This is a genomic window from Caenimonas soli (genome assembly GCF_013155545.1).
Lineage (GTDB): Bacteria > Pseudomonadota > Gammaproteobacteria > Burkholderiales > Burkholderiaceae_C > Ramlibacter > Ramlibacter soli.
This window is the reverse complement of record NZ_JABJVV010000012.1, coordinates 125952-152792: the sequence shown is the minus strand read 5'-3', so window position 1 is coordinate 152792 and position 26841 is coordinate 125952. Positions and strand designations below refer to the sequence as shown.

23 protein-coding genes and 1 pseudogene are annotated in these 26841 nt (G+C 65.7%); 4 read left to right on the top strand and 20 right to left on the bottom strand.

Annotated features, from left to right (window positions below; translation table 11 throughout):
- Positions 1 to 2: 2 nt before the first annotated feature.
- The 11 genes from HNE04_RS19155 to HNE04_RS19105 form a co-directional block, all read right to left on the bottom strand.
- Positions 3 to 1031 carry a YeiH family protein gene (locus HNE04_RS19155; protein ID WP_172222690.1) on the bottom strand — a complete coding sequence of 343 codons (1029 nt, stop codon included), beginning with the start codon at positions 1029 to 1031 and terminating at the stop codon, positions 3 to 5.
- Between the two features lie 35 nt (positions 1032 to 1066).
- The gene (locus HNE04_RS19150; protein ID WP_172222687.1) at positions 1067 to 2065 is read right to left on the bottom strand and encodes a Bug family tripartite tricarboxylate transporter substrate binding protein; all 999 of its coding nucleotides are present in this window, start codon (positions 2063 to 2065) and stop codon (positions 1067 to 1069) included.
- Between the two features lie 116 nt (positions 2066 to 2181).
- Positions 2182 to 3087 carry a LysR family transcriptional regulator gene (locus HNE04_RS19145; RefSeq protein ID WP_172222685.1) on the bottom strand — a complete coding sequence of 302 codons (906 nt, stop codon included), beginning with the start codon at positions 3085 to 3087 and terminating at the stop codon, positions 2182 to 2184.
- Positions 3088 to 3102: 15 nt separating this feature from the next.
- A complete protein-coding gene (locus tag HNE04_RS19140; RefSeq protein ID WP_172222683.1) occupies positions 3103 to 4023 on the bottom strand; it encodes a LysR family transcriptional regulator in 921 nt (306 codons plus the stop codon).
- 32 nt (positions 4024 to 4055) lie between these two features.
- Entirely contained in the window at positions 4056 to 4889 is an 834-nt protein-coding gene (locus tag HNE04_RS19135; RefSeq protein ID WP_172222680.1) for an amidohydrolase family protein, read from the bottom strand.
- Positions 4890 to 4900: 11 nt separating this feature from the next.
- Positions 4901 to 5587 carry a fumarate hydratase C-terminal domain-containing protein gene (locus HNE04_RS19130; RefSeq protein ID WP_172222678.1) on the bottom strand — a complete coding sequence of 229 codons (687 nt, stop codon included), beginning with the start codon at positions 5585 to 5587 and terminating at the stop codon, positions 4901 to 4903.
- Entirely contained in the window at positions 5581 to 6519 is a 939-nt protein-coding gene (locus tag HNE04_RS19125; RefSeq protein WP_172222675.1) for a fumarate hydratase, read from the bottom strand. Before HNE04_RS19125 ends, HNE04_RS19130 begins: the two co-directional genes overlap by 7 nt.
- A 10-nt stretch (positions 6520 to 6529) precedes the next feature.
- On the bottom strand, positions 6530 to 8281 hold the full coding sequence (locus HNE04_RS19120) for an L-aspartate oxidase (RefSeq protein ID WP_172222673.1): 1752 nt from the start codon (positions 8279 to 8281) through the stop codon (positions 6530 to 6532).
- On the bottom strand, positions 8281 to 8628 hold the full coding sequence (locus HNE04_RS19115) for a succinate dehydrogenase (RefSeq protein WP_172222670.1): 348 nt from the start codon (positions 8626 to 8628) through the stop codon (positions 8281 to 8283). Before HNE04_RS19115 ends, HNE04_RS19120 begins: the two co-directional genes overlap by 1 nt.
- Positions 8625 to 8960: a succinate dehydrogenase gene (locus HNE04_RS19110; protein ID WP_172222668.1), complete on the bottom strand. Its 336-nt coding sequence runs from the start codon at positions 8958 to 8960 to the stop codon at positions 8625 to 8627. The genes HNE04_RS19115 and HNE04_RS19110 overlap by 4 nt, the downstream gene beginning before the upstream one ends.
- Before the next feature lies 1 nt (position 8961).
- Positions 8962 to 9687 carry a succinate dehydrogenase/fumarate reductase iron-sulfur subunit gene (locus tag HNE04_RS19105; RefSeq protein ID WP_172222665.1) on the bottom strand — a complete coding sequence of 242 codons (726 nt, stop codon included), beginning with the start codon at positions 9685 to 9687 and terminating at the stop codon, positions 8962 to 8964.
- A gap of 301 nt (positions 9688 to 9988) precedes the next feature.
- Between HNE04_RS19105 and HNE04_RS19100 the strand changes: the two genes are divergently transcribed.
- Positions 9989 to 10171, top strand: a complete 183-nt coding sequence (locus tag HNE04_RS19100; RefSeq protein WP_172222662.1) for a hypothetical protein — start codon at positions 9989 to 9991, stop codon at positions 10169 to 10171.
- On the opposite strand, the pseudogene HNE04_RS19095 reads toward HNE04_RS19100, so the two are convergent.
- A pseudogene (locus HNE04_RS19095) lies at positions 10138 to 11295 on the bottom strand (tripartite tricarboxylate transporter permease). The gene HNE04_RS19100 and the pseudogene HNE04_RS19095 sit on opposite strands and share 34 nt — an antisense overlap.
- A gap of 277 nt (positions 11296 to 11572) precedes the next feature.
- Between HNE04_RS19095 and katG the strand changes: the two are divergent.
- Positions 11573 to 13765: a catalase/peroxidase HPI gene (gene katG / locus HNE04_RS19090; RefSeq protein ID WP_172222660.1), complete on the top strand. Its 2193-nt coding sequence runs from the start codon at positions 11573 to 11575 to the stop codon at positions 13763 to 13765.
- 384 nt (positions 13766 to 14149) lie between these two features.
- Here the strand turns inward: katG and HNE04_RS19085 are convergent, their stop codons facing one another.
- From HNE04_RS19085 to HNE04_RS19050, 8 genes are all read right to left on the bottom strand, one after another.
- Positions 14150 to 15445 (bottom strand): D-amino acid dehydrogenase, encoded by a 1296-nt coding sequence (locus HNE04_RS19085; RefSeq protein ID WP_172222659.1) that lies wholly within the window; start codon positions 15443 to 15445, stop codon positions 14150 to 14152.
- A complete protein-coding gene (locus HNE04_RS19080) occupies positions 15442 to 16893 on the bottom strand; it encodes an NAD-dependent succinate-semialdehyde dehydrogenase (RefSeq protein ID WP_172222657.1) in 1452 nt (483 codons plus the stop codon). Before HNE04_RS19080 ends, HNE04_RS19085 begins: the two co-directional genes overlap by 4 nt.
- Before the next feature lie 11 nt (positions 16894 to 16904).
- A complete protein-coding gene (locus HNE04_RS19075; RefSeq protein ID WP_172222656.1) occupies positions 16905 to 17774 on the bottom strand; it encodes an N-formylglutamate amidohydrolase in 870 nt (289 codons plus the stop codon).
- Positions 17775 to 17792: 18 nt separating this feature from the next.
- Positions 17793 to 19634 carry an ABC transporter ATP-binding protein gene (locus HNE04_RS19070; RefSeq protein ID WP_172222654.1) on the bottom strand — a complete coding sequence of 614 codons (1842 nt, stop codon included), beginning with the start codon at positions 19632 to 19634 and terminating at the stop codon, positions 17793 to 17795.
- The gene (locus HNE04_RS19065; RefSeq protein ID WP_172222652.1) at positions 19634 to 20503 is read right to left on the bottom strand and encodes an ABC transporter permease; all 870 of its coding nucleotides are present in this window, start codon (positions 20501 to 20503) and stop codon (positions 19634 to 19636) included. The genes HNE04_RS19070 and HNE04_RS19065 overlap by 1 nt, the downstream gene beginning before the upstream one ends.
- The gene (locus HNE04_RS19060; RefSeq protein ID WP_172222651.1) at positions 20500 to 21456 is read right to left on the bottom strand and encodes an ABC transporter permease; all 957 of its coding nucleotides are present in this window, start codon (positions 21454 to 21456) and stop codon (positions 20500 to 20502) included. Before HNE04_RS19060 ends, HNE04_RS19065 begins: the two co-directional genes overlap by 4 nt.
- Positions 21453 to 23084 (bottom strand): ABC transporter substrate-binding protein, encoded by a 1632-nt coding sequence (locus HNE04_RS19055; protein WP_172222649.1) that lies wholly within the window; start codon positions 23082 to 23084, stop codon positions 21453 to 21455. The genes HNE04_RS19060 and HNE04_RS19055 overlap by 4 nt, the downstream gene beginning before the upstream one ends.
- 161 nt (positions 23085 to 23245) lie before the next feature.
- On the bottom strand, positions 23246 to 23914 hold the full coding sequence (locus HNE04_RS19050; RefSeq protein ID WP_172222647.1) for a haloacid dehalogenase type II: 669 nt from the start codon (positions 23912 to 23914) through the stop codon (positions 23246 to 23248).
- Between the two features lie 219 nt (positions 23915 to 24133).
- Here HNE04_RS19050 and HNE04_RS19045 point away from each other — a divergent pair, with 219 nt between their 5' ends.
- Complete coding sequence (locus HNE04_RS19045) at positions 24134 to 25888, top strand: dihydroxy-acid dehydratase (protein ID WP_172222645.1); 1755 nt, start codon at positions 24134 to 24136, stop codon at positions 25886 to 25888.
- Positions 25889 to 25891: 3 nt separating this feature from the next.
- Positions 25892 to 26818, top strand: a complete 927-nt coding sequence (locus HNE04_RS19040) for a 2-hydroxyacid dehydrogenase (protein WP_172222644.1) — start codon at positions 25892 to 25894, stop codon at positions 26816 to 26818.
- The last annotated feature ends 23 nt before the right edge of the window (positions 26819 to 26841 follow it).

Genomic DNA, 26841 nt, shown 5'->3' with positions numbered 1-26841 from the left:
GGTCAAGCGACACCGAGGTTGAGCATCAGAATTGCAAGTGCGACGAATGCCGCGATGAAGAGTGTCTCCACCACGAGCATCACGATCGGCTGCCAACCGAGCTTGAGCAAATCTTCAAACGACGTCTTGACTCCCGCGGCCGCAATGGCAATCACCAGCAACCATCGCGAGCTATCACCGGCGAGCTTGATGGCTGCCGGCGGCAGGATGCCGGTGCTCGAAAGCAGAACGAGGCCGACGAAAGCCAGCAGGAATCCCGGCACGAGAGGAACCTTGCGACTGACACCCGTGGCAGCGTCAGCCACGCCGCGGCGGCGGACCAGGATGCAGATCATGAGCACAACCGGCATCAGCAGCAACACACGAAACAACTTGACGACGGTGGCCGTGTCGGCCGCCTCCGGCCCCAACAGCAGGCCGGCCGCCACGACCTGCGCGACGTCGTGGATGGTGCCACCGAGGAAGATTCCGCTTTGGGTTGGATTCAGCTCCAGGAATCGCAGTGCGAACGGATACGCGATCATCGCGACGGTCGAGAACACTGTGACGCCGACGACGTTCAACAAGGTGATGCGCTCGTTCTCGCGGGTCTGGGGCAAGACTGACGAGATGGCCAACGCGGCCGAGGCGCCGCAAATGGCGACGGCGCCTCCGGACAGAAGTCCCTCTTCCAGGCGGCGGCGCATCAGGCGCGACAGAAGGACTCCGCACGCGATGGTGAGCACAAGACCTGCGGCGACTACGGCCGCAGTCTTCCACCCGAGATGAGCCACCTGGTCAAGTGTGATCCTGGCTCCCAGCAAGGCGACGCCGATTCGCAACAAGGTTCGCCCGCAGAAGTCAACGCCGGCGCTGACCTGGGGATTTCCATGAAGGAAGTGGAACGCCAGTCCCATCAGAAGCGCGTAGATCAGCTGCGGACCGCCGTAGTGTTCCGAAACAAACGTGGCGGCCAGTGCGATCAGGACGCACACGAGCGTGCCTGGCCATCTGCGCATGACGGATGTGCCCGCCAAGACGACTGCATTCATGGGGTGAACCGAGCTTTTTGGGGCTTGTCAGCTGCTCAGCCAGCAGAAATCTTGCGCTTTTCGACCAGCACCTTCCAGCGAGCGGCCTCTTTCAAGATGTCCTCGCCAAGCTTTCCGGGTGCGGAGATCGTCGCCGACATGCCCTGATCCGCGAGGTAGCGCTTCATGCCCGGCTGCTGCATCGCCTGTTGAACGTCGGCATACATCTTCGCTATCAGTTCCTTGGGCGTTCCGGCCGGAGCCGCCAGCGCGAACCACCCCGTGAACTCGAACGGGAGGCCCGCTTCAGTAGCAGTGGGCACGTCGGGAAGCAGGGCGGCACGCTCCTTGCCCGTAACGGCGAGTGCGCGGATCTTCCCCGTCTTGAGCAGCGGAGTGATGGCATTGATGTTGCCGACCGCCATTTGCACCGTTCCGGCCAGCAGGTCTGCGTAAGCGGGGCCTTCCCCTTTGTACGCGATATGCACGATGTCGATGCCGCTCGCGTCGGCAAAGGCTTCACCGGCCATGTGCACCTGGCTCCCGTTCCCGGCGGACGCGAAGTTCACCTTTCCGGGGTTGGCCTTGACGTGGGAGACCAGTTCCTGAACGTTCTTTGCAGGCACATTGCCGTTCACCGTGATGACCATCGGACCACTGGCCACCTTCGTGATGAGATCGAAGTTCTGGAGCGTGTAGGAAAGCTTGGGATAGATGAACTGATTGACGGTGAACATGCTGCCCGAGGCAAGCAGCAACGTGTATCCGTCAGAAGGCGACTTGGACACAATTTCGGCGCCCAGCGCGCCACCGGCACCCGGACGGTTGTCGACGACGACCGATTGCTTCCAGATCTTGCCCAGCTCGTTTGCAAGGGCGCGGCCCAGCAGATCGGTCGCCCCACCGGCGGAAAACGGAACAACGAGCTTGACCGGCTGCTTGGGCCACTCATTCGCCGAAGCCGGGCTTACGAACAGCATGGCGCCGGCGATGCAGGCCAGCGATGAAACGAGCGGCTTGCGCTTGGTCGCGCTCAAGATCGTGGTCCAGTTCATAGAGTCTCCAGGAGAGGGGTTTTTGGTTTTGGCGCTAGCGCCGCGAGTTTCACTGTACTGAGCGCGAGCCCAAAAATGAAACGACTAATTCAGGTGTGAACAACCTCTTGCGGTGGTCATCCATCGAGGTAAGAAACACCGTTGCATTGCAGGAAAGCCGACACGGATGTGGAAGTTGCACGCTCCGGATGGACCACGACATGCAGTGGGCGAACGATCTCCGGCAGTTCGGTGATCAGTTCGACGAGATCTCCGCGGTCCAGCATCTCCTGCACAAGCAATCGGGACAGACAGCTAACGCCCAAGCCCAGGCCAACGGTTCGCTTTATCGCTTCAGAGCTTCCCAGCACGATGCTGGATGCGAGGTCCCCGAGATGCGGGAATAACGCGGCGGCGACGGCATCCCGAGTACCGGAGCCGTCCTCCCGGAACAGCCAGGTCGCACTCTTCAAACGATCGACGGGAATGGGATGAGCCGATTCCTTCTGGACTCCGGCTAGCTCATGGCCTGGCGCGGCCACGACAATCATCTCGTCATCCCGCCAGTGACGCAGCGTCAGACCCGGGATTCGGCTTGGCCCTTCGATGACCCCGGCGTCCACCCTGAATTCGCTGACCGCCTTCGCCACTTCCTGCGAGTTGCCTATGTTCACCTCGACTTTCGCGCCCGGATGTTGGTCCATATAGGACGCCAGCAAGCCGGGGATCAGGTAGTTCCCGATCGTGGTGCTGGCAGCTATCCTCAAATGGGCCAGGCTTTCCCCCGTGCGAAAGTCTTTCTCGACCGCCCGCGCCGAGTCCAGCAGCCGGTCGGCACGTGCCTGCAGGGAGCGGCCCAGGTCGTTGAGAATCAGACGCTTCCCGATGCGGTCGAACAACAGGAGCCCCAGGCTGAGTTCGAGGTCGTTAACAGCGGCGCTGACGGCCGACTGCGAAAGCGACACCTCGTCCGCTGCTGCTGCAGTGGAGCCCGCGCGTGCGACCGCCGAAAAGATCTCGAGTTGCCGGAGCGTGATTCGCACTGCTGTGATGGCTATTTATCGCCGCGACGCATGAGCGTCGTTCGACGCGGCGAGCTTTGAACCGTTTCCCTTGGCGGAAACTTCCCGGAGTGCCTCGAGGAGGATTTGCGAGAGGTGCGAACGCGGGTTGTCGCGCGGCACCAGCACCCCGAGTCGGCGGGTGAGGGGCGGCGTTCCGAACGGGATCGCCCTGATCGAGGCCGGAAACTCCCGCTTGACGTCCCTCGCCGGCACCACCGAAGACCCCAGCCCGTTGGCGACCATTGCGATCACGCCTTCCAGGTTGTCGATCTCCATGATCGAACGCACGGAAATCTTCCGCCGCGACATCTCCTCCTGGATGAGGTATCCCACCCTGGCCGAGCGATTGAAGCGGACATAAGGAGTGGACTCCAGGACTTTCTTGTCGGTGTCGCCCTTGTTCGTCTTGTGCGTGATGACAACGAATTCCTCGTCCGCGAATGGAAGGAACTCGAGATCGCTGCGAAACATCTCGGGCTCGGTCACGATCGCCACATCCAACTGCCTGTGGTGAACGGCCTTCTCCAGTTCATGGGTCAGCCCGGTTGTCAGAAGGATGTCGATGCCGTGCCCCTGCTGCTGCATCCGCTTCAGCGCCAACGGAAGAACTCCGGAGACGCACGTATGCACGGAGCCGAGTTTCAGCACTCCACCGGAAGCGTCGCGCTTGAGGGCTTCGCTCATGCTCTCCCAATGCGCAATCAATTCCCGGGCGCGCTGCGTCAGTGCCAACCCGCTGTCGGTGAGCACCGGAGGACGGCGACTCCGATCGAAGAGCGTTGTCCCGAGCTCCTCTTCCAGGGCTCGCATTTGCATGCTGACAGCGGAAAGCGACAAGCCAATGGCGTTGCCCGCCTCGGCGAAACTGCCGCGATCTGCAATGGCGATGAGCGTGTAGAGTGTCTTGACGTCCATGTGAGTCCCTTCGGTGGGCCTCATTGTGATGTCTACAGCTTCAGAAGCTTCCTGGCATTGCCGCCCATCACCTTCTCGAGGTTCTCGCGCTTCAGCGGCAGTTTCTCGAACCACTGCTTGTAGTCCCTGACCGGGCAGAACGGGAAGGAACTCGCATACAGCATGCGATCCGACAGGAAGGTGTCGGCAGCCTTCACGTACTCCTCCCATCCGGGCATGCGCGAGAAGTACATGTCCGGAGACAGGTACATGTTCGTCCTGCGGAAGGCGATGTGCAGGATTTCGTTCACCCAGGGCCAGCCGCCATGGGCCACGACCACATTCAGCTTGGGAAAATCGGCCAGCACCCGGTCCGTGCGGATCGGGTCCGAGTAGCTCAGGTCCGGCCCGGCCGTTCCACCGACCATCATGATCACGGGGACGCCGAGGTCTTCGCAGTGCGCGTAGATCGGGTAGAGCCTGCGATCGTCGGCATACATCGGCACGGGATAGGAACCGGGCTCGATGTTGACCAGCTTGAAGCCGTTCTTGACGGCCGACGTAATGGTCTGGCACGCGGCCACGCGGTTGGTGGGGTCGATCGAGGCCGCGCCGATGAACCGGTCGGGATAATCCGCCACGATGCGCTGGACGTCTTCGTTGGGCACGCTTCCAAGCACGCCCGCCAGCCGGCCGACGACAACGCCCTTGGTGATGTCCGCCTCGTCCATCTCCTTGAGCAGCAGTTCCATCGACTGCTTCTGCGCCGCCGGAGAAGGCTCGAAGCCGACCGTCCTTGTGAAACCGTCGCGGCGCTCGCCAGCGGAATACATGAGCGTGTTGAGAAAGCCGCCGACCGGCGGCCGAAGTCGAAAATCGATGATCATCGTCGTGGCCCTTACATCACTTCGTTCTTGCGGTCATTGGTCTCGCCGTATCGATGCAGCGCGGGCGGTTTCAAGCCTGCGTACAGCTTCTCGATGCCGGCGTTGATCACTTCGCCATGCTGGGCGAACAGCGAGTTGCCTTCCAGGTCGCTCTCGACGATGAAGGGGCCGAAGTTCTCGACCTCGAATATCCACATCGCCTGGGCGATGCCCAGTTCGCCGAGCCAGTGCACCTCGCGCACGCGCTTGATGCCACGGCCAAGCAGAGCCCCGGTGCCGTACCCCACCGTGGTCAGGTAGATGGCCCCGCCCGGCGCCAGAACCTTCTTGTAGTCCTCGGCCGGCATGCCACCTTTGCCGATGATGATGCGGGCGCCGGTGCGCTCGATCCATTGCGGAATCCATTTGGAGAAGCGGAAGCTGGCCGTCGCGGTGACCGCCCCGACGTTGTAGCCGCCATTCCCATCCTCGGCGGCCGCCGGAGAGCAATGGAAGTTCACGTTGCTGATAGCGGCCAGGTTCTCCACCGGCAGCGGAAGGCCCTGGTCGAGCACCTTCTTGTAGACGCCTTCCCGTGCCGTGTACACGACGCCATTGAGATAGACGGCTGCTCCAAGCTCCAGCTTGGCAATGTCCTCGAGTGAAGCCGGCAGGTTCAGGTGAAACACCTTCATGTCATCATCGTTGCGATCTACCATTCGACCGTCTCCCGGCGCAGATAAGGGGTGAACCATTGGGGATCCGTGCGGTACTCGATCCGGCCGTCTGGATGGATGCGAGCCGTGGCGCGGCGCGATGAAAGACAGAAGGTGTGGATGCTGATGGGCATTCCACCCGTGTGCGTATAGCCCACTTCGATGTGGCAGTCGACCACCATCTGGGAACCGACGAATCCCATGGCACCCATGCCGATGGAGTTGCCCAGACCTTTCAGCTCCAGCTCCAGTTCGGCAATCTTGGGATCGGGGTTGCGGTCTCCCACCGTCCGCAGGCAAGCGGCCTGTTTTCCCAGCTGCATGCAGGTGTCCTTGGATCCCCCCAAGCCGATGCCAACGATCGCGGGTTGGCAGGCCAGGCCGCGTTTGCCGAAGGCGATGAGTGTGTCGAGAACGAATCGCTTGATGCCGTCGATGCCATCGCCCGGGAACAGCATGCGGTAATCCGTGCCGAACAGTCCGCCCTTGTGCACCGTCGTGATGTCGATCCAGTCCGCGTCCGGCTCGAACGTCCATTCAACTTCGGGCGCGTTGATGCCAACGTTGTTGTTGTGGTCGGTACGCCAGAGGGGATGCACCCGATTGGGCCGCAGGGGAATCGCCGTCGTCGCGTCCGCCGTCGCCTTGCGCAGTACGTGCTCCACGGCGACGAATCCGGACTCCACCGCAGCATTGTTTCCGACCTTGACGTAGTAGCGCGGAACGCCCGTGTCGGCACACATCGGCCGGCGGTCTTCGCTCGCGGCGTCCCAGTTGTCCTGCATCGCGTGAATCACAAAGCGGGGCAGCTTGCCGGTTTCCTTCTTCTGCGCCTCCTTGATCCCCTGTTTGTAATCCTCGGGGATATCGATGGCCGCGCGCTTCATGATCTCAAGCGCGGCTTCTTCCACTCTCCGAATCGGTATCTTTGCCATTGCAGTCCTCTTACGCCGCCAGTTTGGCGGGCGGTTGTCCGGCTTCGCCGGTGATCAGGGATTCGCCGGGTCGCACGATGTCGAACTTGACCGGCACCATTTCCAGCTCGACGTCATCGCCGACCGCGCTGACCCGTGTGTAGCGGCTCGTGTGCATGTCGCCGGGCTCGGGGAAATCTTCGCGGAAGTGCGCGCCGCGGCTGTTCTCGCGGGCCAGCGCCGAAACCGTGATGACCTTGGAGATGTCGACCAGGCTCTCGAGGTTGATCCAGTCGTGCCAGCTCACGTTGTAGCGCCGGTCACCGTCTGCGACGCCCATGTCGTAGAGCGAGCCCCGGTGCGAGCCGATGGCGGCCAAGCCGTGCTCCATCGCGGCTTGGGTCCGGAGCACACCCACGTCATCCCACATGGTCTGCGCCAGGGCATCGCGCAGTTCGTGGACGGCGCCGGCGCGGCGCGAGAACGGATACTCGGCACGCTCGACGCCGCCGTATATCACCCGACGGTCCGGCTCGCGCCACTGACCAGACTTGCCGACATAGGCAGCCATCGAGTCTCCGGCGATTCCGCCGAACACCGTGGAATTGGCGACGCCGTTGCCCCCCAGCCGGTTGGCTCCATGGACGCCGCCGCAGTCCTCGCCCGCGGCAAAGAGGCCCGGGGACGCAGTCGAGCAGTCCACGTTGAACTCGAGGCCGCCCATGAGGTAGTGGGCAGTCGGAACCACTTCAACGCGCCCGCCGGCCAGATCGAAGCCGCAGTCCTTGCATCGGTTGACCATGCCAGGGAATGTCTTGGCGACCTTCTCCGGACCGAGGTGGCTCATCTGAATGTAGACGCCGCCCATAGGGCCCGTCCGGCCGGCGCGCATCTCGGAATAGATGCCCCGGCTGACGACGTCGCGGGTTGCACGTTCGCCCCGCTTGTCGTAGTTCGCCATGAAGCGTTCGCCGTCGCCGTTGATCAGGTAGCCCCCGGCGCCGCGCAACCCCTCTTCGAGCACGGTGCCGGTCATGCGGGTATCGGGCCCCCCGAGTAGCCCCGTCGGGTGGAACTGAACCATCTCCATGTCGCGCAGCTTCAGCCCGTAGCGCATCGCCATTGCGAGGCCGTCGCAGGTTTTGTCTGCCGAGGGCGTGTGATAGCGGTACATGGTGGGTCCCGCGCCGGTCGCCAGCAAGACTGCTTTGGCCTGTACGAACCGGTAGCCTCCGGTGCGCATGTCGATGAACAACACGCCCGAGATGCCGGACCGGTCGGCGGCGGGGATGAGCTCGATGGCGCGATGCTCCTCCAGCTCCTCGACATCGATGGCACGCACCTGCTCCATCAGCCGATTGATGATCTCGATGCCGGTCAGGTCGGCCTTGTGCACCGTGCGGTCAAAGCTCTGTCCGGCGAACGCCTTCTGGTGCAGCGTGCCGTCCGGGTTGCGATCGAAGAAGCAGCCGATCTCGTTTTCCAGCTCCCGCACGCGCTCGACGGCGCCTTCCACCAACCGCCACGCAAGATCCTGCCGCGGCAGCCACTTGCCACCCTCGATGGTGTCCATGAAATGGCGCTCGACCGAATCGCCCGCCGAAAGAGCCACGTTGTAGCCGCCCTGGACCATGCGGGTGCAGCCGCACTTGCCGAGCAGCCCCTTGACGGCGACCGAAACCTTCAGGGCGGGGTTGGCCTTCTTCGCATGCAGCGCCGCGAAGAGGCCGGCGCCGCCTGTTCCCAGGATCAAGACGTCGGTCTTGTAGTTCTCGATGTTCATCAGATAACCCCAGCCACAAAAATCAAACCAATTCCCAGCGAGAGAGCGGCGCCCCAGCTGACCCAGGACAGGCGGGCATTGCGCGTGGTGCTCCACGGCAACAATTCCAGCGCCAGCAGGCGAATCCCGAAGAACATGTGGAGCGACAGCAGGAGCACCAGCCCCCATTCACCGAACTTGACGGCGCCCATCTCGGAAAATTTCAGGAAGGAATCCAGTCGCTGGCTCTGTTCCAGCGCCATGCCGAGAACATAGAAATGCGCGGGCAGGAAGATCGCAAGGGCAAGTCCCGAAAGCCGGTGTCCGAGAAAGGCCCAGTAGCCTTGGTGATTGCGCGGGGATTTCACGACCAGGGACCTCCCACTGCAAACACGGCTCGCAGGCCGATAACGAGCAAGACGGCGCCGAACAAGGCAGCGACAATCCCCGCCGCGCCACGCCCCAGCTTCGTCCATTCGATCAGGATGTTGCGGACGCCGATCGGCACATGCACCGCGACGCTCACCACGAAAAGGCCATAGAAGGCAATCCAGCCCCAGTTTCCCTGGGTGCGCGACAGGATCTCGGCCGCGGTCAAGCCGCCGCGTACGGCGTAGAGGATCACGCCGAGGTGGACCAGCACGAACGGCGCCATGATCATTGCCGTCAAGCGCTGCAGTGCGAACAGGCGCTGCTCCATCTCAGCCCCCCTTGAGGAACTGCAGCAATGCGTTCTTCTTCAGGCCCGCGATACTGCCGGTGGGGCTCAGGCTCACGGGGCAGTGGGTCATGCAGCTGCCCTGGGTATGGCAGGAGTTGCATCCGCTTCCCGAGGTTGCCTTGTGCAGCACGTCCTTGGGATCCGCGTGCCGTTCGTCGTTGAACAGCGTCCACGCCCGGTTCAGAGCCGCGGGCCCGAGGTATTCCTTGTCCCACGACACCACGTCGCAGGCGGCGTAGCACACGCCGCAGTTGATGCACTCGATCGCCGCGTCCGCCAGCTTGCGCTTCTTGCTGGTCGGCGAGACGTTCGCCGGCGGATCGTCCCGAGTGGAGGTGCCGACGAAGGTATTCCCCGCTTTCTTCCATTTCTGGAAGAACTCCTTCATGTCGACGACCAGGTCCTTGATCCGCGGCATGTTGCGAAGCGGCTCGATGACGATGACCCCGTCTTCCTCGACGCGGCTGACGTGAGTCCGGCATGTCCAGCGCGGCTTTCCATTGACCGTCATGGCGCACGAACCGCAGACGCCGACGCGGCACGCAAAACGGTAAGAAAGGGTCGGCTCCAGGCGGCGCTGCACTTCGGTGACGACATCCAGCACGGTCTGGTTCTCACGCCACGGGACGGAGTACGTGGAGTACTCGCCTTCGCCAACGCCGCGCGAAATCCGCACAGTGAGCATCCGCTGTTCAGTGGTTTCCATTGGTTCCTTGCGCGTTCAGTGATTCGGGCGGCATACCGACCTCGCCCGCGTTGGATCGAAGTCTAATGATTCACCTGGATTGAAGCAAGTATTTTTTGATCGCGTTTTATTGAACTAAGATTTGAGGCCTTTTGTATTTACCCAAATGTGTTCGGACGGAGGGTCGGTTGAAGGAGTTGCGGCAAAAGGCGGGCTAATCCTGGGCAAGAACAGGGCGTGCCCTGCTGAAGGCTGCAGGCACCATATTTGCTAAGGCTGGGGAATGAACAACACGCCTTCAATCCCCAAATCAGAGGAACAGATGTTCCGGGCGCTCTTGCTGCTCAGCGGCCATACTGTTGCGGACTTCTCGGTTGAGGCCGACCCTGCCGGGCATGTCCGCGTGCGCGGGCCCCATGGGACGGCCACCTACGCATCCAGGAACTGGACCGCCCAGTTCGGCAAGCACCTCTACGAGGGCTTGTTCGATGAGCTTGTCGTGTAGGCCCGCGGACGCTTGTTCAGCAGCGGGCTGACGAAGCTCCAGGCCAGCAGCAGCAGCGCTGCCGTCATCAGCGTGCCGACCAGGCCGTTGGCGAAGAAGATGCGCAGCGACCCGTCGGACAAGAGCATCGACTGGCGGAAAGCGTCCTCGGTCTTGTCGCCCAGCACCATGGCCTGGTGTACGCGCCGATCAGGCAGACCACCACGATCAGCGGACCGATGATTGCGAAGGGCGCGCGCAGGATCGCGGCGAACAGCGGGATCGTCGCCAGCACCAGCACGATCGCGACCACGCTGGCCATGTACATCGAGGCGATCAGGCCCCACACGAAATCGGGCTGCTCGATGAACAGCATCGGCCCGGGCTGCAGGCCCCAGATCATCAGGCCGCCCATCATCACCGCAGCCGTCGCCGAGCCGGGCACACCCAGCGCCAGCATCGGCAGCAGCGCCGACACGCCGGCCGAGTGGTCAGCCGCTTCGGGCGCAACCACGCCTTCGGACTCGCCCTGGCCGAAGTTGGCGCGCCGCTTCGAGAAACGCTTGGCGATGCCATAGGACATGAAGGAGGCTGCCGTGGGGCCGCCCGGCGTGATCCCCATCCAGCAGCCGATCACCGTGGAACGCACGAGCGCCCACGAGTACTGCGGCATTTCCTTGGCCGCGTTCCAGATCGTGCGCCAGCTCATGCGCGCATGCAGGCCCTTGAAAGCCAGGCCCCCCTCCACCGTCACCAGCAGTTCGCCGCCGAAGAGGCCCACCACCGCGGCGAGGAACGAGACGCCGCTCACCAGATGGTCCGACCCGAAGGCCAGGCGCATTTCACCCGACACGGTGTCGGTGCCAACGCCAGCGAGCGCCGCCAGGAAGGCCACCGCCAGCGCGCGCGGCGTCTCCCTTGCGCGCCATCGGGTGGCCGTCGAAGGTTGTGGCCACCGACGAGGGCTCGCCGGGGATGTTGAACAGGATGGAGGAGGTGGAGCCGCCGAACAGCGCGCCCCAGTACATCGACGAGAGCAGGATGATCGCGGCCACCGGCGACATGGTGAACGTGAGCGGCAGCAACAGCGTCACGCCGTTCGGCGCGCCCAGGCCTGGCAGCACGCCGACCAGGATGCCGAGCAGCGCTGCGCGACCGCGCCGGCGCGATGCTGCGCGATATCCTGCGGCAGCACCATCGGCGAGGCTGGGCCGTTTCGCGTCGCGTGCTGGAAACCCGTAGCAGTCTCACCCCCTAGCTAAATCAGAGGGTGGCGGTCGCCGCTTCGGCGGCAACCTGCGCTTTGCCCGTGCTAAATCGGTAGCGGCTATCGCCGTCATTGGCGCGTTTTTGTTGTGGGATGCCGTGCCGGCTTCTAGACTCCTATTGCTATCAATATGAAGCAATCAATAGGAGTCTTCTATGTCAATCGAGTCGAAATGCCCGTTCCACAGCGCCCACAAGCCGACAGCGGGCGGACACGCAGGCAACCGGAACTGGTGGCCGGAGCAATTGAATCTATCCGTCCTGCATCAGCGTTCTCCGGCGTCGAACCCGATGGTGCGGGGATTCGACTATCGAGAGCAGTTCAAGAGCCTGGATCTGGACGCGGTCGTCCAGGATCTGCATGCGTTGATGACCGACTCGCAGCCCTGGTGGCCTGCCGACTACGGCCACTATGGGCCGCTCTTCATTCGGATGGCTTGGCACTCCGCCGGCACTTACCGCACGCTGGACGGCCGCGGCGGCGCGGGCAACGGCGCGCAGCGCTTCGCGCCCCTCAACAGCTGGCCCGACAACGGCAACCTTGACAAGGCACGCAGGCTGCTGTGGCCGATCAAGCAGAAGTACGGCCGCAAGATCTCCTGGGCCGATCTCATGATCCTCGCCGGCAACGTCGCGCTGGAATCGATGGGCTTCAAGACCTTCGGCTTCGCCGGCGGGCGGGCCGACGTTTGGGAGCCGGACCAGGACATCTTCTGGGGACCGGAAAGCAAGTGGCTGGGCGACGAGCGCTACAGCGGTGACCGCGAGCTGGCCAAGCCGTTGGCCGCAGTGCAGATGGGCCTGATTTACGTGAACCCCGAAGGCCCGAACGGCCATCCGGACCCGTTGGCTTCAGCGCGCGACATCCGCGAAACCTTCGCCCGCATGGCGATGGACGACGAGGAAACCGTGGCATTGATCGCCGGTGGCCACACCTTCGGCAAGGCGCACGGCGCGGGCGACCCCGGCCTGGTCGGCCGCGAGCCGGAAGCCGCTGCCGTCGAGGAGCAGGGTTTCGGTTGGAAGAACGCGTTCGGTGGCGGTCATGGCGTGCACACCACCACCAGCGGCCTCGAAGGTGCGTGGACGCCGGATCCGGTACGCTGGGACCATGGCTACTTGGAGACGCTGTTCGGCTACGAGTGGGAGCTGACGCGCAGCCCCGCCGGCGCGCAGCAGTGGGCGCCCAAGGCAGGCGCCGGTGCCGGGACGGTGCCCGACGCGCATGACCCCAACAAGCGTCACGCGCCGATGATGTCGACCGCCGATCTGGCGCTGCGCGCGGACCCCGCGTACGAGAAGATCTCGCGCCGCTTCCTTGAGGACCCACAAGCGTTCGCCAACGCGTTCGCCCGGGCCTGGTTCAAGCTGACCCATCGCGACATGGGCCCGCGCGCCCGCTATCTGGGTCCGCTGGTGCCGCAGGAAGAACTGATCTGGCAAGACCCGATCTCCGCGGTCGATCACCCGCTGGTCGACGAGCAGGACATCGCGGCGCTGAAGGGGCGCATCCTCGCGTCCGGTCTTTCGATTGCCGGTCTTGTCGGCACCGCTTGGGCATCGGCTGCCACCTTCCGAGGCAGCGACAAGCGCGGTGGCGCGAACGGCGCGCGCATCCGCCTGGCGCCGCAGAAGGACTGGGAGGTTAACCAGCCTGCACAGTTGGCCGAGGTGCTTGCCGTGCTGCAGAAGATCCAGCAGGACTTCAACGCTGCCCAGCGCGGCGGCAAGAAGATCTCGCTGGCCGATCTGATCGTGCTGGGTGGCAGCGCCGCAGTGGAGGCCGCGGCGAAGAAGGCCGGCCGTGACGTGAAGGTGCCCTTCGCTGCGGGACGCATGGACGCGTCGCAGGAGCAAACGGACGTTGCCTCGTTCGCGGTGCTCGAGCCGCTGGCCGACGGCTTCCGCAATTTCGCGCGCAAAGGGATGGAAGGCGCTGTGGCCGAGCTGCTGATCGACAAGGCCCAACATCTCACCCTGAGCGCGCCGGAAATGACAGTGCTCGTCGGTGGGCTGCGTGTGCTGGGAGCCAACTCAGACGGCTCGAAGCATGGCGTGTTGACCCGGCGGCCCGAGACGCTGACGAACGACTTCTTCGTCAATCTGCTCGACATGGGCTCCCAGTGGCAGAAGGCGCCAGGGGCCGAAGGCGTACTCGAGGGACGCGACCGCGCCACGGGCGGGCTGCGCTGGACGGCCACGGTAGCGGACCTCGTGTTCGGGTCGAACTCGCAGCTACGAGCGCTGTCAGAGGTCTACGCCAGCAGCGACGCGCAGGAGCACTTCGTACGCGACTTCGTCGCGGCATGGGCCAAGGTCATGAACCTGGATCGCTTCGAGCGCGCTTGAGCGACGCAGCCTGGAGGCCCCGCACTGCCCGGTCCGATCTTCCGGCACGACATCACCCGCGGAGGCCCCAAACAGCAATCGCATCGCTGCGGAGGGCGATGCGCGCTCTTGGCCGAAACCGGGTCCCTGTGCGCGTACGATCATCGCCGACTCACCCACGCTGGCCATACCCATCAGCACATCCGGCAAGCCCCACAGCCGGCGCGGCGTATTGGGTCATTGTCCGGCTCGTCATTTCATGTCTCCTTTCGGACGCTCGCTGCGGTGCAGCGACGGGGCGCTATTCGACCCTGTTGCCGGAGCACGTCAAATGCTGCAGCCGCCACGCGGCTCAGCCGGTTCAACACCAGGAACGGGGTGCGAAGCGGCCTGCGCCGGGGGAGTTCATGTGCTCAGTCCAGGCTGGGTCCACGGGGTTGTCCAGGCGGGTTGCGGCCGGGGATAGCGCAGCACGGAAAGATCGTCGGCGCGAATCTCCGGCGCGCGGCCGCTCATGAGGTCCGACAGTACCCGAGCCGACCCGCAGGCCATGGTCCAACCGAGCGTGCCGTGGCCCGTATTGAGGTACAGATTGGTTACGGGCGTGCGGCCCACCAGCGGCGTGCCGTCGGGCGTCATGGGCCGCAGCCCGGTCCAGAAGGTGCCCTTGCCGGGATAGCCACCGCCCGGGAAGAGATCGCCCAAGCACAGCTCCAGTGTTTCGCGCCGGCGCGGGTTCAGGTGCATGTCGAAGCCACGCAGCTCCGCCATGCCGCCCACGCGAATCCGGCGGTCGAATCGCGTGATGGCGACCTTGTAGGTTTCGTCCAGCACGGTGGAAACCGGCGCCTTGGCCGCGTCGGCGATCGGCACAGTGATGGAGTATCCCTTGACCGGATAAACCGGGATGTCCAGCATTCCCGCGAGCTGGGCGGTGGAGTACGAGCCCATGGCCATCACGTAGGCATCGGCCTTGAGCAATTGGCGCCCCTGAGCAACGCCGACCACCCGGCCACCCGACATCTCGATGCCATCCACCGTGGCATGGAACTGGAAGCGCACGCCCAAGGCCTGCGCAAGTTGACCCATACGGGTAGTGAACAAATGGCAATCCCCGGTTTCGTCATTCGGCAGCCGCAAGCCTCCGACCAGGCGCTCGGCCGCGATGGCAGGCTCGGCGCGCCGCAGCGCAGCGGCATCAAGCAGCTCGAAAGGAACGCCCGCCGACTCCAGCACCGCCATATCCTTGGCAACGCCGTCGAGTTGCGCCCGCGTACGGAACACCTGCAGCGTGCCGCTTTCCCGGCCTTCGTAGAGCAAACCAGTGTCCGCCCGCAGCTGCGCCAGGCAGTCGCGGCTGTACTCGGCCAGCCGCACCATGCGCTCCTTGTTGACCGCATAGCGGTCCGGGCTGCAGTTGCGCAGCATCTGCCACATCCAGCGCAGCTGCGCCATGGAGCCGTCCAGGCCGATCGCCAGGGGCGCGTGCTTCTGGAACATCCAGCGCATCGCCTTCAGCGGGACGCCCGGTGCGGCCCAGGGGGCCGCGTAGCCGGGCGAGACCTGGCCCGCGTTGGCGTAGCTGGTCTCGCGCGCCGGTCCGCCCTGGCGATCGACGACCGTGACCTCATGGCCGGCGCGCGCCAGGTAGTAGGCCGTGGTGGTGCCGATCACGCCGGCACCGAGCACCAGCACTTTCATGCCAGATTCCCTTGGCACAGGTACTTGGTGTGCAGGTACTCGTCCAGGCCCCAGTGCGAGCCCTCGCGGCCGTAGCCCGACTCCTTGACGCCGCCGAAGGGCGCCGCCTGGGCAGCGATCGCGCCCTCGTTGATGCCCACCATGCCCGTCTCCAGCGCCGAGGCCACGCGCCAGATGCGCTTGACGTCGTTGGAAAAGAAGTAGCCGGCCAGGCCGAAAGGCGTGTCGTTGGCCTGTGCAATCACCTCTTCTTCGCTGGCGAAGCGGAACACGGGCACCACCGGGCCGAAGGTCTCCTCGCACGACAAGGCCATCTCGGGCGTGGCGCCGGTAAGGACGGTGGGTGCGTAGTAGTTGGGGCCTTTGGCGATTTCCGTGTGCACGCGGTGGCCGCCGACCACCGCCTTGGCGCCTTTGGCAACGGCGTCGTTCACGTGCCGTTCGATCTTGTCGACCGCGCGCCCATTGATCATCGGACCGATCTCCGCGTCCGGCCAGCCGGCTGGGCCGACCCGCAGCGCGCCCACCCGGGCCGCCAGCTTGTCGACGAAGCGTTCGTGTACTGCCTCGTGCACGAACACGCGGTTGGGACTCACGCAGGTCTGTCCGCCGTTGCGGAACTTGGCGGCCATCAGGCCCTCGACCGAGGCATCCAGGTCCGCATCCTCGAAAACGATGAAGGGTGCATTGCCGCCGAGTTCGAGCGACAGCTTCTTGAGCGTGCCGGCCGACTCGCGCGCCAACAGCTTGCCCACTGCCGTGCTGCCGGTGAAACTGACCTTGCGCACGCGGCCGTCACGCAGCCACTCTCCCACCACTTCCGGGGTGCGCTCGCGCGAGGCAGGCACGATGTTCAGCACGCCTGGGGGCACCCCGGCTTCCTCGGCCAGCTTCACGAGGGCCAACGAGGTGAGCGGTGTGTCCTCGGCCGGCTTGGCCACCACCGTGCAACCCGCGGCCAGTGCGGGCGCGATCTTGCGCGCGATCATCGCGGCCGGGAAGTTCCAGGGCGTGACCACCGCCACCACCCCGACAGCCTCCCGCAGCACCAGGTACCGCTTGCTGGCCACGGGCGCGGCGATGATCTCGCCGTGGGCGCGCACACCCTCTTCGGCGAACCACTCCACATAGCCCGCGCTGTAGGCGATTTCGCCCCGCGCCTCGGCCAGCGGTTTGCCCTGCTCGCGCGAGATCAGCTGCGCCAGTGGGTCGACGTCGCGCTCGATCAGCGCCTGCCATTTCTTGAGGATCAGGCAGCGCTCGCGCGGCGAGCGTGCCTTCCAGGCGGGCAAGGCCTGCGCCGCCGCGTCGGCGGCCAGCCGCGCGTCGGCCGCGCCGCCGTCGGCCACCTGGGTGATAAGCCTGTCGTCGGCGGGATTGCGCACCTCGAATTGGCGGCCGTCCTGGGCTGCTTGCCAGCGGCCCGCGATGAAGTTCAGTGTTTCCATGTCGGTTCAGTTCAGATGAAACGGTTCTCGATGGCGCCGATGCGCTCGCGCGCGCGCTGCGTCACGGCCTGCAGCACTGCACGCGCCACGTTCTGGACCGCATCGAAGCCCTCGTTCTTCTTGAACGAAGCCACGTCCATGAAGCGCCTCTTGTTGATCTCGACCATCACGCTCTCGCGGGTACCGTCGGCGTTGCCGTAGCGACGATTCAGCTCGCCGCCGGTGTACGGTGTATTGACCGAGCAGGTGAAGCCCTGAGCGCGGATCACCTCGGCTACGAACTCGATGAACTCGGATGTGCTGGACGCGCCGCGCAGGTTGCCCAGGCAGAAGTCCATGCGCTCCTTGCCGGCATCCGCGTGCGTGGGCGCGCCCACGGCCGACATGCAATGGCAGCTGAGCTGGTAGTAGAAACCGTGTGCCGTGAGCATGCGATCCATCACCGAGGCCAGCTCGCGGTGGTACGGGTGGAAGTAACGGTCCAGCCGGTGCTGCACCTCGGCGACCGTCAGCTTGCGCTCCTGCAGCGGCTCGCCGTAGCGGGACACGGTCTTTAGCAACCCCAGCCCGCTCTTGGAGACGAACTGAACCGGCACCGGCCACTCGCCCTCGATGAGGCTCGGGTCGATGTCGAGCTCATGTCGGTTGGCGTCGATGTAGGTGTTGGGAAACAGCGCTTGCAGCATGGTGGCGCCATATTGCGGCGCGTGTTTCCAGATCTCGTCCACGTACATGGAAACGTTGTCGTGCAGCGCCGAGAACGGCACGGGGGAGCGGAAGTCGATGGGATAGAAGCGCCCGCTTCGCGACACGTCCACGACCACGGGCACGGCGGCCGCTGACGGATCGAAGCGGTAAAAAACTTCAGGCTCGATGTGCATGGGTTCTTTCTGTCCGGTTCAGGCCACGCACTCGTGCGCGGGCTTGGGTGTCTTTTGCAACGAAAGCAGCTCGCCGGCGGTGCGATGGCAGAACACCTCGACGCCGCCTTCGAGCTCGCGCCGCGGCGGGATCTTGCTGTCGCACACCCCGGCCACGCGGAGCGGGCAACGGTCCAGGAAGCTGCACAGCCTTGTGCGGTCGGCCGGCGCCTGCACCAGGGGCAGCGCGGCGCGCTGGGCGGCGCCCACTTGGTCCAGCCAGCCGGGGCGCAGCTCGGGCACTGAGGTGGCCAGCAGGTGGAAGTAAGGATGGCGCGGTGCGTGGCTGAAGGCGGCGCGGCCCATGGCCTCGACCTTCTGGCCCGCGTACAACACCACGATGTCGTCGCACACCGCGCGCACTGTGTTCAGGTCGTGGCTGATGAACATGTACGACACGCCCAGTTCCTTGCGCAGTTGGGCCAGCAGGTCCAGGATGGCGGCACCCACGACCGTGTCCAGCGCCGATGTCACCTCGTCGCAAAGGATCAGGTCGGGTTCGGCAGCCAGCGCGCGCGCGAGGTTCACGCGCTGCTTCTGGCCTCCCGACAGGCCGCCCGGCAGCCGCTTGGCGCAGGCCTGCGGCAATTGCACCAGGTCGAGCAATTTGGCGACGCGCCTGTCCAGCGCCTCGCCCTTGAGGCCCAGGTACAGTTGCAGGGGCCGTGCCAGGATCTCGCCGACGGTGTGGCACGGGTTCAGCGCCGTGTCCGCCATCTGGAAGACGATCTGGATGCGACGCAACTCGTCGCGCGATCGCCCTTCGACCAGGCGCGGCAGCGGTTTGCCGTCGAACAGGATCTGGCCGCCGGCCGGCGCCACCAGGCCCGCCACCACGCGCGCGAGCGTCGTCTTGCCGGAGCCAGACTCGCCGATCACGCCCACGGCCTGGCCACGGTGCAGGCGCAGGCTCACGTCGTCCAGCACCGGCGAAGCCGGCCGGCCATGCTTGTCGATTGCGCCGTAGCCCGCCAGGAGGTTGCGGATCTCCAGCAGCGGCTGGGCGCCCACGGCCGGCGCCTCGGTGGAGCGCGGCTTCGGATCGGCGGCCGCGATCAGCATGCGCGTGTAGTCGTCTTGCGGCTGGCTGATGATTTGCGGCGTGGACCCGATCTCGCGCTGCGCGCCGTCGCGCAGCACCAGGATGCGGTCGGCCATCTGCGCCACCACCGCCAGGTCGTGCGTCACATACACGCCGGTCGTCTTGCGCTCGCGCACCACGCGCCGGAATGCATGCAGCACCTCGATCTGCGTGGTGACGTCCAGCGCCGTCGTGGGCTCGTCGAAGATCACCAGGTCGGGGTCGCTCATCAGCGCCATCGCCGCCATCAGGCGCTGCAACTGGCCGCCCGAAACCTGGTGCGGATACCGCTGGCCGATCGTGTCGGGGTACGGCAGCGCCAACTCGCGGAACAGCGTCACCGCCTTCTTCTCGGCCTGCTCGCGCGGCATCAGGTTGTGGATGCGCGCCGTCTCGACCACCTGGTCCATGATAGTGCGCGACGGGTTGAATGAAGCCGCGGCGCTCTGCGCCACGTACGAAACGCGCCGCCCGCGCAGCGCGCGCCGCTCGGCGTCCGACAGGCCCAGCACGTCGGTCTCGCCGATGCGCACGCTGCCGCCGGCGATGCGGCAGCCGTGTCGCGCGTAACCCATCAGGGCCAGCCCGATGGTGGTCTTGCCGGAGCCGGACTCACCGATCAGCGCCAGCACTTCGCCGGGCTCGATGCGGAAGGAAACGTCCTTGACGATGGCGGTTTCGCCGCCGCCGGCGGCCTGCACCACGACGCGCAGATCGTTCACGAGAACTGTGGCACCCATCAGTGTGTCTCCCGGTCGGCGTCGGTGTGGCCCGGCAGGTTGTCGATCACCAGGTTCACGGCAATGGTCAGGGTCGCGATGGCCAGCGCGGGCGCCAGCACTGAAACGCCGCCCACAGGCAAGGCGCCCAGGTTCTCGCGCACCAGCGAGCCCCAGTCCGCCATCGGCGGCTGCACGCCCAGGCCGAGGAAGCTCAGGCTGGCCAGCAGGCGCAGCGCGTAGACGAAGCGCAGGCCCATGTCGGCCAGCAGCGGCCCCGTGATATTGGGCAAGACTTCGCGGCGCATGATGTAGGCGCGGCCTTCGCCGCGCGCCCGCGCCACGGTCACATAGTCCATCGCGTTGATGTTGACGGCGAGCGAGCGGATGATCCGGTAGCAGCCCGGCGTATAGACGATGGCGGCGACGGCGATCAGCAGCGGCACCGACGAGCCGAAGCCGGCAATCACCACCAGCGCGAACATCTTGCTGGGAATGGAAACCAGCGTGTCCAGCAAGCGGCTGAGGGTGGCATCCACCCAGCCCCCCGTGACCGCGGCCAGCAGGCCGAGCAGCGCCCCCGCACCGCAAGCGAGCAGCGTAGCCACCAGCGCTACGCCGATGGTATAGGGCGTGCCCGCGACGATTCGCACGAGCATGTCACGACCCAGGTAGTCGGTGCCCAGCCAGTGCTGCGCGCTCATGGCCTGGAACACGCCGGCGTCGGACATCTCGCCCAGGGCCTGGTCGCCCAGGAAGAGCGCGGCGAGAGCCACGATGAGCCAGAAGCCCAGCACGGCCAGGCCCAGTTTACCGGCGCGCGACCAGCCCGCGAGCAGGCCGCGCTTGCGGGTCACCGCGGTGGGGGGGACAAGTGTCGCGATGCTCATTGGTGCCTCAGCCGGGGGTTGGCGACGATGCCGCACACGTCGGCCAGCATCACCAGGATCAGATAGGCCGCGCAGAAGATCATGGCGCAGGCCTGCACCAGCGGCATGTCGCGCTGGACCACGCCGTCGACCATGAGCTTGGCGATGCCCGGGTAGTTGAAGATCACCTCGATGATGATCACGCCGCCCAGCAGGTACGACAGGCTGAGGGCCACCGCGTTGGCGATCGGCCCGATCGCATTGGGCAGCGCGTGGAACAGCACTGTGCGGGCGGCGGTGGCACCCTTCAGCCGCACCATCTCGATGTAGGCTGCGGCCAGCTGGTCGATCACCGCGGCGCGCGTCATGCGCATCATCTGGGCCATGATCACGCTGCCCAGGCTGAGCACAGGCAGCGCGAACGAATGCAGCATCTGGCCGGGCGAGGACAGGTTCACCTCGTACGAGAGCGCCGGCAGCCATTTCAGCTGGACGGCGAATACCAGCACGGCCAGCGTGGCCACCAGGAACTCCGGCACGGAAACCACCGCCACCGCGGTCATGCTGGTGAAGCGGTCGAACGCCGACCCGCGCCACAGGGCACACAGGATGCCCAGCCCGAGGGCCAGCGGCACGGCGAAGGCGGCCGTGACGGCGGCCAGCAGCAGCGAGTTGGGCAGACGGCTGGCGACCGCCTCGCCGACCGGCACGCCCGTGACCACCGACTTGCCCGGGTCACCGGTGGCGATGCCGCCCAGCCAGTCGAAATAGCGCAGCACCGGGCTTCGGTCCAGGCCCATCTCGTGACGCAGGGCCTTCACGGCCTCGGGCGTGGCGTCCTGGCCCAGCCTCTCTTCCGCCGCGTCGCCGGGCAGCACGGCGGTGATGGCAAACACCACCGCCGACACCGCCAGCAGCGAGCCCAGACCGGTCAGGATGCGGCCGGCCACCATTTTCAGGATGGTCAGGTTCATGCTTCCAACCAGACGTGTTCAGCGAAGCTCGAGCCCATGAGGCCGCCCAGCGGGATGGGGCTGAGGCCCTTGAGCTTCTTGTTGTGGCCATCCAGGCTGGAGAGGAACATCGGAATGCCGATGCCGCCTTCGTTGTGGATCATCACCTGCATGTCGGCGTACATCTGCGCGCGCTTGGCTTGGTCGGTTTCGCCGCGTGCGGCTACCAGCAACTGGTCGAACTTCTCGTTCTTCCAGCCCGCTTCGTTCCAGGGCGCATCGGATTTGAAGAACAGCGTCAGCGCCAGGTCGGCGGTGGGACGCGTGTTGACGTTGCCGAAGCTGATGGGGTGCTTCGCCCAGTGCTGCGACCAGTAGCCGTCGGCCGGCATGTTGCGCACCTCCAGGTTCAGGCCGGACTGGCGCGCCGCGTGCTGCAGCACCAGCGCCATTTCCACCGAGCTGGTGGCCGCCGCGGAGGCCACCATCGGGATGGCGGCGCTGCCCAGGTTGGCCTTTTGCAGGTGCCACTTGGCCTTGTCGGGATCGTAGGGGCGCTGCTTCAGGCCCTTGAAGTGGAAGGGATTGGCCGGCCCGATGGGCTGGTCGTTGGCCACCATGCCCCGGCCCAGCTGGATGGATTTGAGCATCTGCTCGCGGTTGAACAGCAGCTTCATGCCCTGCACGAAGTCCGGGTTGCTGCCGGGGCCGCCGTCGCGCTTCATGATGAGGTTGGTGTACGACACGCCCTTGGTCTCGAAGATCGCGTGCTTGCCGCTGGCATTGACGCGGTCGATGGAGCGCGGGTTGACCTGCACGATCAGGTCCAGCTCGCCCGTGAGCAGCGCGTTCACGCGCGCCGGCTCGTCGCTGATGCCCACGTACTCGATCTCGTCCAGGTAGGGACGGCCCGGCTTCCAGTAGTTCTCGTTGCGCACGGCGATGGAGCGCACCCCGGGCTTGAACTCCTTGACCTTGTAGGGCCCGGTGCCGATGCCGGCGCTGAAGTCGGTGGTGCCGTCCTTGACGATGTGGAAGTGGTAGGTACCCAGGATCACCGGGAGGTCCGCATTGGGCGACACGAGGCGGATGGTGACTTCGTTCGGGCCGCTGGCGGTCACGTCCTCGATCTGGTCGGCCAGCACCTTGGCGCGCGACGCGGTGGCCGGGTTCTTGTGGCGCATGAGGGAGAAGACCACGTCCTGCGGCGTGAGCGGCTTGCCGTCGTGGAAAGTGACGCCGCGGCGCAGCTTGAAGACCCAGGTCTTGGCGTCCTTGGTGGTGAACTCCTCGGCCAGCGAGGGCTGGGGCCTCAGGTTGCCGTCGAGCGAGGTGAGCCCGTTGTAGAACATGAAGCCGCGGATGTAGTCCGTGTGGTTGGCCTGCTTGGCCGGATCCAAGGTGTCGCTCGCCCCGGAGGCCGCGCCGGCGACCTTGATGCGGCCGCCCTTGCGCGGCGTTTGCGTTTGCGCTTGCGCTTGCGCGCTCGTAGCGATCCCGGCGATGCTGCCGGCCAGAACCGCCTGCATGCCGCCGGCCGTCAACATCGCCAGCACATCGCGCCGGCTCGCGCCGCGCTGCAAGGCGCCGAGGATTCGCGTGCTCTCGTCGGGGCCGATCAGGCCGCTGAGCTGTTTGTCATGTCCCATGCTTGTCTCCTGTAGGAATAGTTGGCTGGCGGGTTTGCTGGCTTAGAGGCTCTTGACGCATTGGAGCACCGGGCGGTTAGTAATGTGTCTCGATCGCGCTGGAGCGGTTGGCTGAAACTGCGGTTTTGCGGACGGCTGGCGGCATGGTGTGCGGCGAGCCGTTAAAGCCCCACCAGCGCGGGCAACCCGTTGATGTCACGAATCTCCGCAAAGCTCCACGCTTCGTCGGGGCGGGGCTCATGGCCGCGGTTCACGAACACCTTGTTCACGATACCCAGGTTCTGGGCCGGGAAGATGTCATAGCGCGGGTTGGCGGACACGTGCAGGACGTCCTCGGGTGCACAGCCGAGCTGGTCGAGCATGTACTCGAACCCCTGCAGGCGCGGCTTGTAGGTGCCGGCATCCTCCGCGGTGTAGATCTTGTGAAACGGCGCCTGCAGCTTGGCCACGTTGTGATGGATCTGCTCGTTCATGGCGTTGGACAGGATCACCAGCGGGATTTTCTTGGCGATGCGGGTGAGCGCATGCGGCACGTCGGCGTGCGGGCCCCAGGTTGGCACGGCGTCGTAGACCCGCTTCGCGTCCTCGTCGCGGTAGGTGAGGCCGTGGCGCTTGCAGGTGCGCTGAAGCGCCGACTGGATGATCTGCAGATAGGGCTTCCAGTCGCCCATCACCTCGTCGAAGCGGTAGTCGGCGAAGTCCTTCGCGAAGAGGCGCATCTTCTCCGGCGGCAACTGGCCTTCGTAGATGTCGTAGGCCAACTGGTGCATGGGGAAATAGGTCAGCGTGCCGTAGCAGTCGAACGTGATGTACTTCGGGCGGAAGGTCATGGAAAACGGCTCCTGTGGAAGGGGTTGTCGTGATGAAGGAATGCTATGCCGCGGCCGCCGCAGATGCTGCGGTTATGTCCAGGGCGGGCACAGCAAAAACCGGAAGTGGCCCGGCACGCGGCTTGTTTGTGCTGTTCGGGCGCAACGCCAAATTCGTCCTAGCGCCACGCGGGCACGGCGCTCAAGATCGCCCGTCCACAAGGAACTCCCGGGCCCTTCATGAGCGACAACGACACCCCATTCCAACGGCCGCTGCGCAGCGCACGCTGGTTCCGCAAGGACGACTTGCCCGGCTTCGTGCACCGTTCCACGCTGGCCGCGGCGGGCTGGAGCCGCGAGGACCTGATGACGCGCCCTGTCATCGGCATCCTCAACACCTGGTCCGACATCAATCCCTGCAACCTCAACCTGCGCGCACTGGCGCAGGAGGTGCGCACCGGCATCCTGGAAGCGGGCGGCATCCCCTTCGAAGTCCCGCTGATGTCGATCAGCGAGAACATCATCAAGCCGACATCCTTTCCGTTTCGCAACCTGCTCGCGATGGAGGTGGAGGAGACGCTGCGCGGCTATCCGTTCGATGCGGTGGCGCTGCTCGGCGGCTGCGACAAGACACAGCCCGCGCTGCTGATGGGCGCGGCGAGCGCCCGCATTCCCTTCGTCTTCATGGCCAGCGGTCCGGCGACGCCGCGCTCGGCCACCGGCGGCCAACTGGCCAATGCCACCGGCGTCTGGCGCCTGGTCGACCAGCTGCGCGCCGGCCAGTCGCAATGCGACTTCGCCACTTTCGAACGCAACGTGATGGGCACGGTGGGCCACTGCGCCGAGATGGGCACCGCGTCTTCGATGTCGGCCATTTGCGAGGCGCTGGGCGTGGCGCTGCCCGGCAGCAGTATGGTGCCCGCGGTGGACCGCAAGCGCGACCACTTCGCCCGCGAGGCGGGCCGCCGCAGCGTGCGGCTGGCCGGTGAGGGCGGCCCCTGGCCGGCGGAGATCCTGGACTCGCGGGCTTTCGACAACGCCATCACACTGCTGTGCGCGGTGGGCGGCTCGACCAACGCCATCATCCACCTGCTGGCGCTCGCCGGGCGAGTGGGCGTGCCGTTGACGCTGGAGCGTTTCGACGAGATCGCCCGCCGCGTGCCGCTCATCGCCAATGTCCAGCCAGCGGGGGAACATCTGACTGAGCGGCTGATGACGGCTGGCGGCGTGCCCGCGCTCCTGAAGACGCTCATGCCCTTGTTGCATCTGGACGCGCGCACGGTCGACGGGCGCACCATCGGCGAGATCATCGAGACCGCCGAGGTGCTGGATACGGAAGTCATCCGCCCGCTGGACAAGCCTGTGAAGGCCGGCGAAAGCCTGGTCGTTGTCAAGGGCAACCTCGCGCCCGAGGGCGCGGTGATGAAGGCCTGCGCCGCCGACCCGAAGCTGTTCCGCCACCGCGGCCGGGCGGTGGTGTTCGAGGACGTTCAGGCCGTCGCCGACCGCATCGACGACCCCGCGCTGGGCATCGACGAGAACAGCGTGCTCATCCTGCGCAACGCCGGCCCCGTGGGCGCGGCGATGCCGGAATGGGGCATGCTGCCCCTGCCGCGCAAACTGATGGAGAGCGGCGTGCGCGACATGTTGCGCATCTCGGACGCACGCATGAGCGGCACGGCCTACGGCGCCGCGGTGCTGCACGTGTCGCCCGAGGCAGCCGTCGGCGGCCCGCTGGCCCTCGTTCGCGACGGCGACTGGATCGAACTCGACGTCGCCGAACGCCGGCTGCAACTGTGCGTGGATGACGAGGAGCTGGAGCGCCGGCGCAAAGCCTGGCAGGCGCCAGCGCGCCTGCACGCGCGTGGCTACCGCAGGCTGTACGACCAGCACGTCGAGCAGGCGCATCGCGGCTGCGACTTCGACTTCCTCCGCGGCTCGAATGACCAGACCCTGCCCGAGGGCCTGTTCGACGGCTGGGTGGGGGGCTGGTAGGCGATGAGCATCCTCTACCGATCGGATGCGGCTCGGGGCGCCGCCTGGGCACGCTACTTCGCCGAGAACGCACCCGACCTCGACTTCCGCGTCTGGCCGGACGCCGGCAACCTCGAAGACGTCGAATACCTGATCGCCTGGCAGCCCCCGCGCGAGTTCCTCGCCGCACTGCCCCGGCTGAAGGTGCTGTTCTCCTCAGGTGCCGGCATCGATCACCTGGACTTCGCCGCGGTGCCGCCGCACGTCCCCATCGTGCGCATGGTGGAGCCCGGCATCATCAACGGCATGGTCGAGTACGTGAGCCTGGCCGTGCTGGCCTTGCACCGCGACTTCTTCGACTACGTGGAAGCCAAGGCCGCGCGCAGCTGGAACCCGCTGGAGGTGCCGCCCGCATCGGCGCGCACCATCGGTGTGATGGGCATGGGCGTGCTCGGTTGCGCCGTGCTGGAGCGGCTGGCCACCTACGGCTTCCAGCTGCGCGGCTGGAACCGCTCGTTGCGTCCCATAGACGGCGTGGAAAGCTTCGCGGGCGCCGAGCAGCTGCAGCCCTTTCTTGCCGGCTGCGACGTTCTCGTCTGCCTGCTGCCGCTCACTACGGCCACGCAGGGCATCCTGAACCGTGACCTGCTTGGCATGCTGCCGCGTGGCGCGGCCCTGATCAACGTGGGCCGCGGGCCGCATCTGGTGGATGCCGACCTGCTGGAGGCCCTGGATTCGGGCCGCCTGTCGCGCGCCATCCTCGACGTGACGGATCCTGAGCCGCTGCCGGCCGACCATCCCTTGTGGGCGCATCCGCGCGTGTTCGTCACGCCCCACGTGGCCAGCATGACCCAGCCCGACACGGCCGCGCCCATCCTGCTTGAAAACCTGCGCCGGCATCGGCGCGGGGAGCCGCTGCAAGGTTTGATCGACCGTTTTCGTGGTTACTAGTTGCTGTCATGCCATGACAAGCC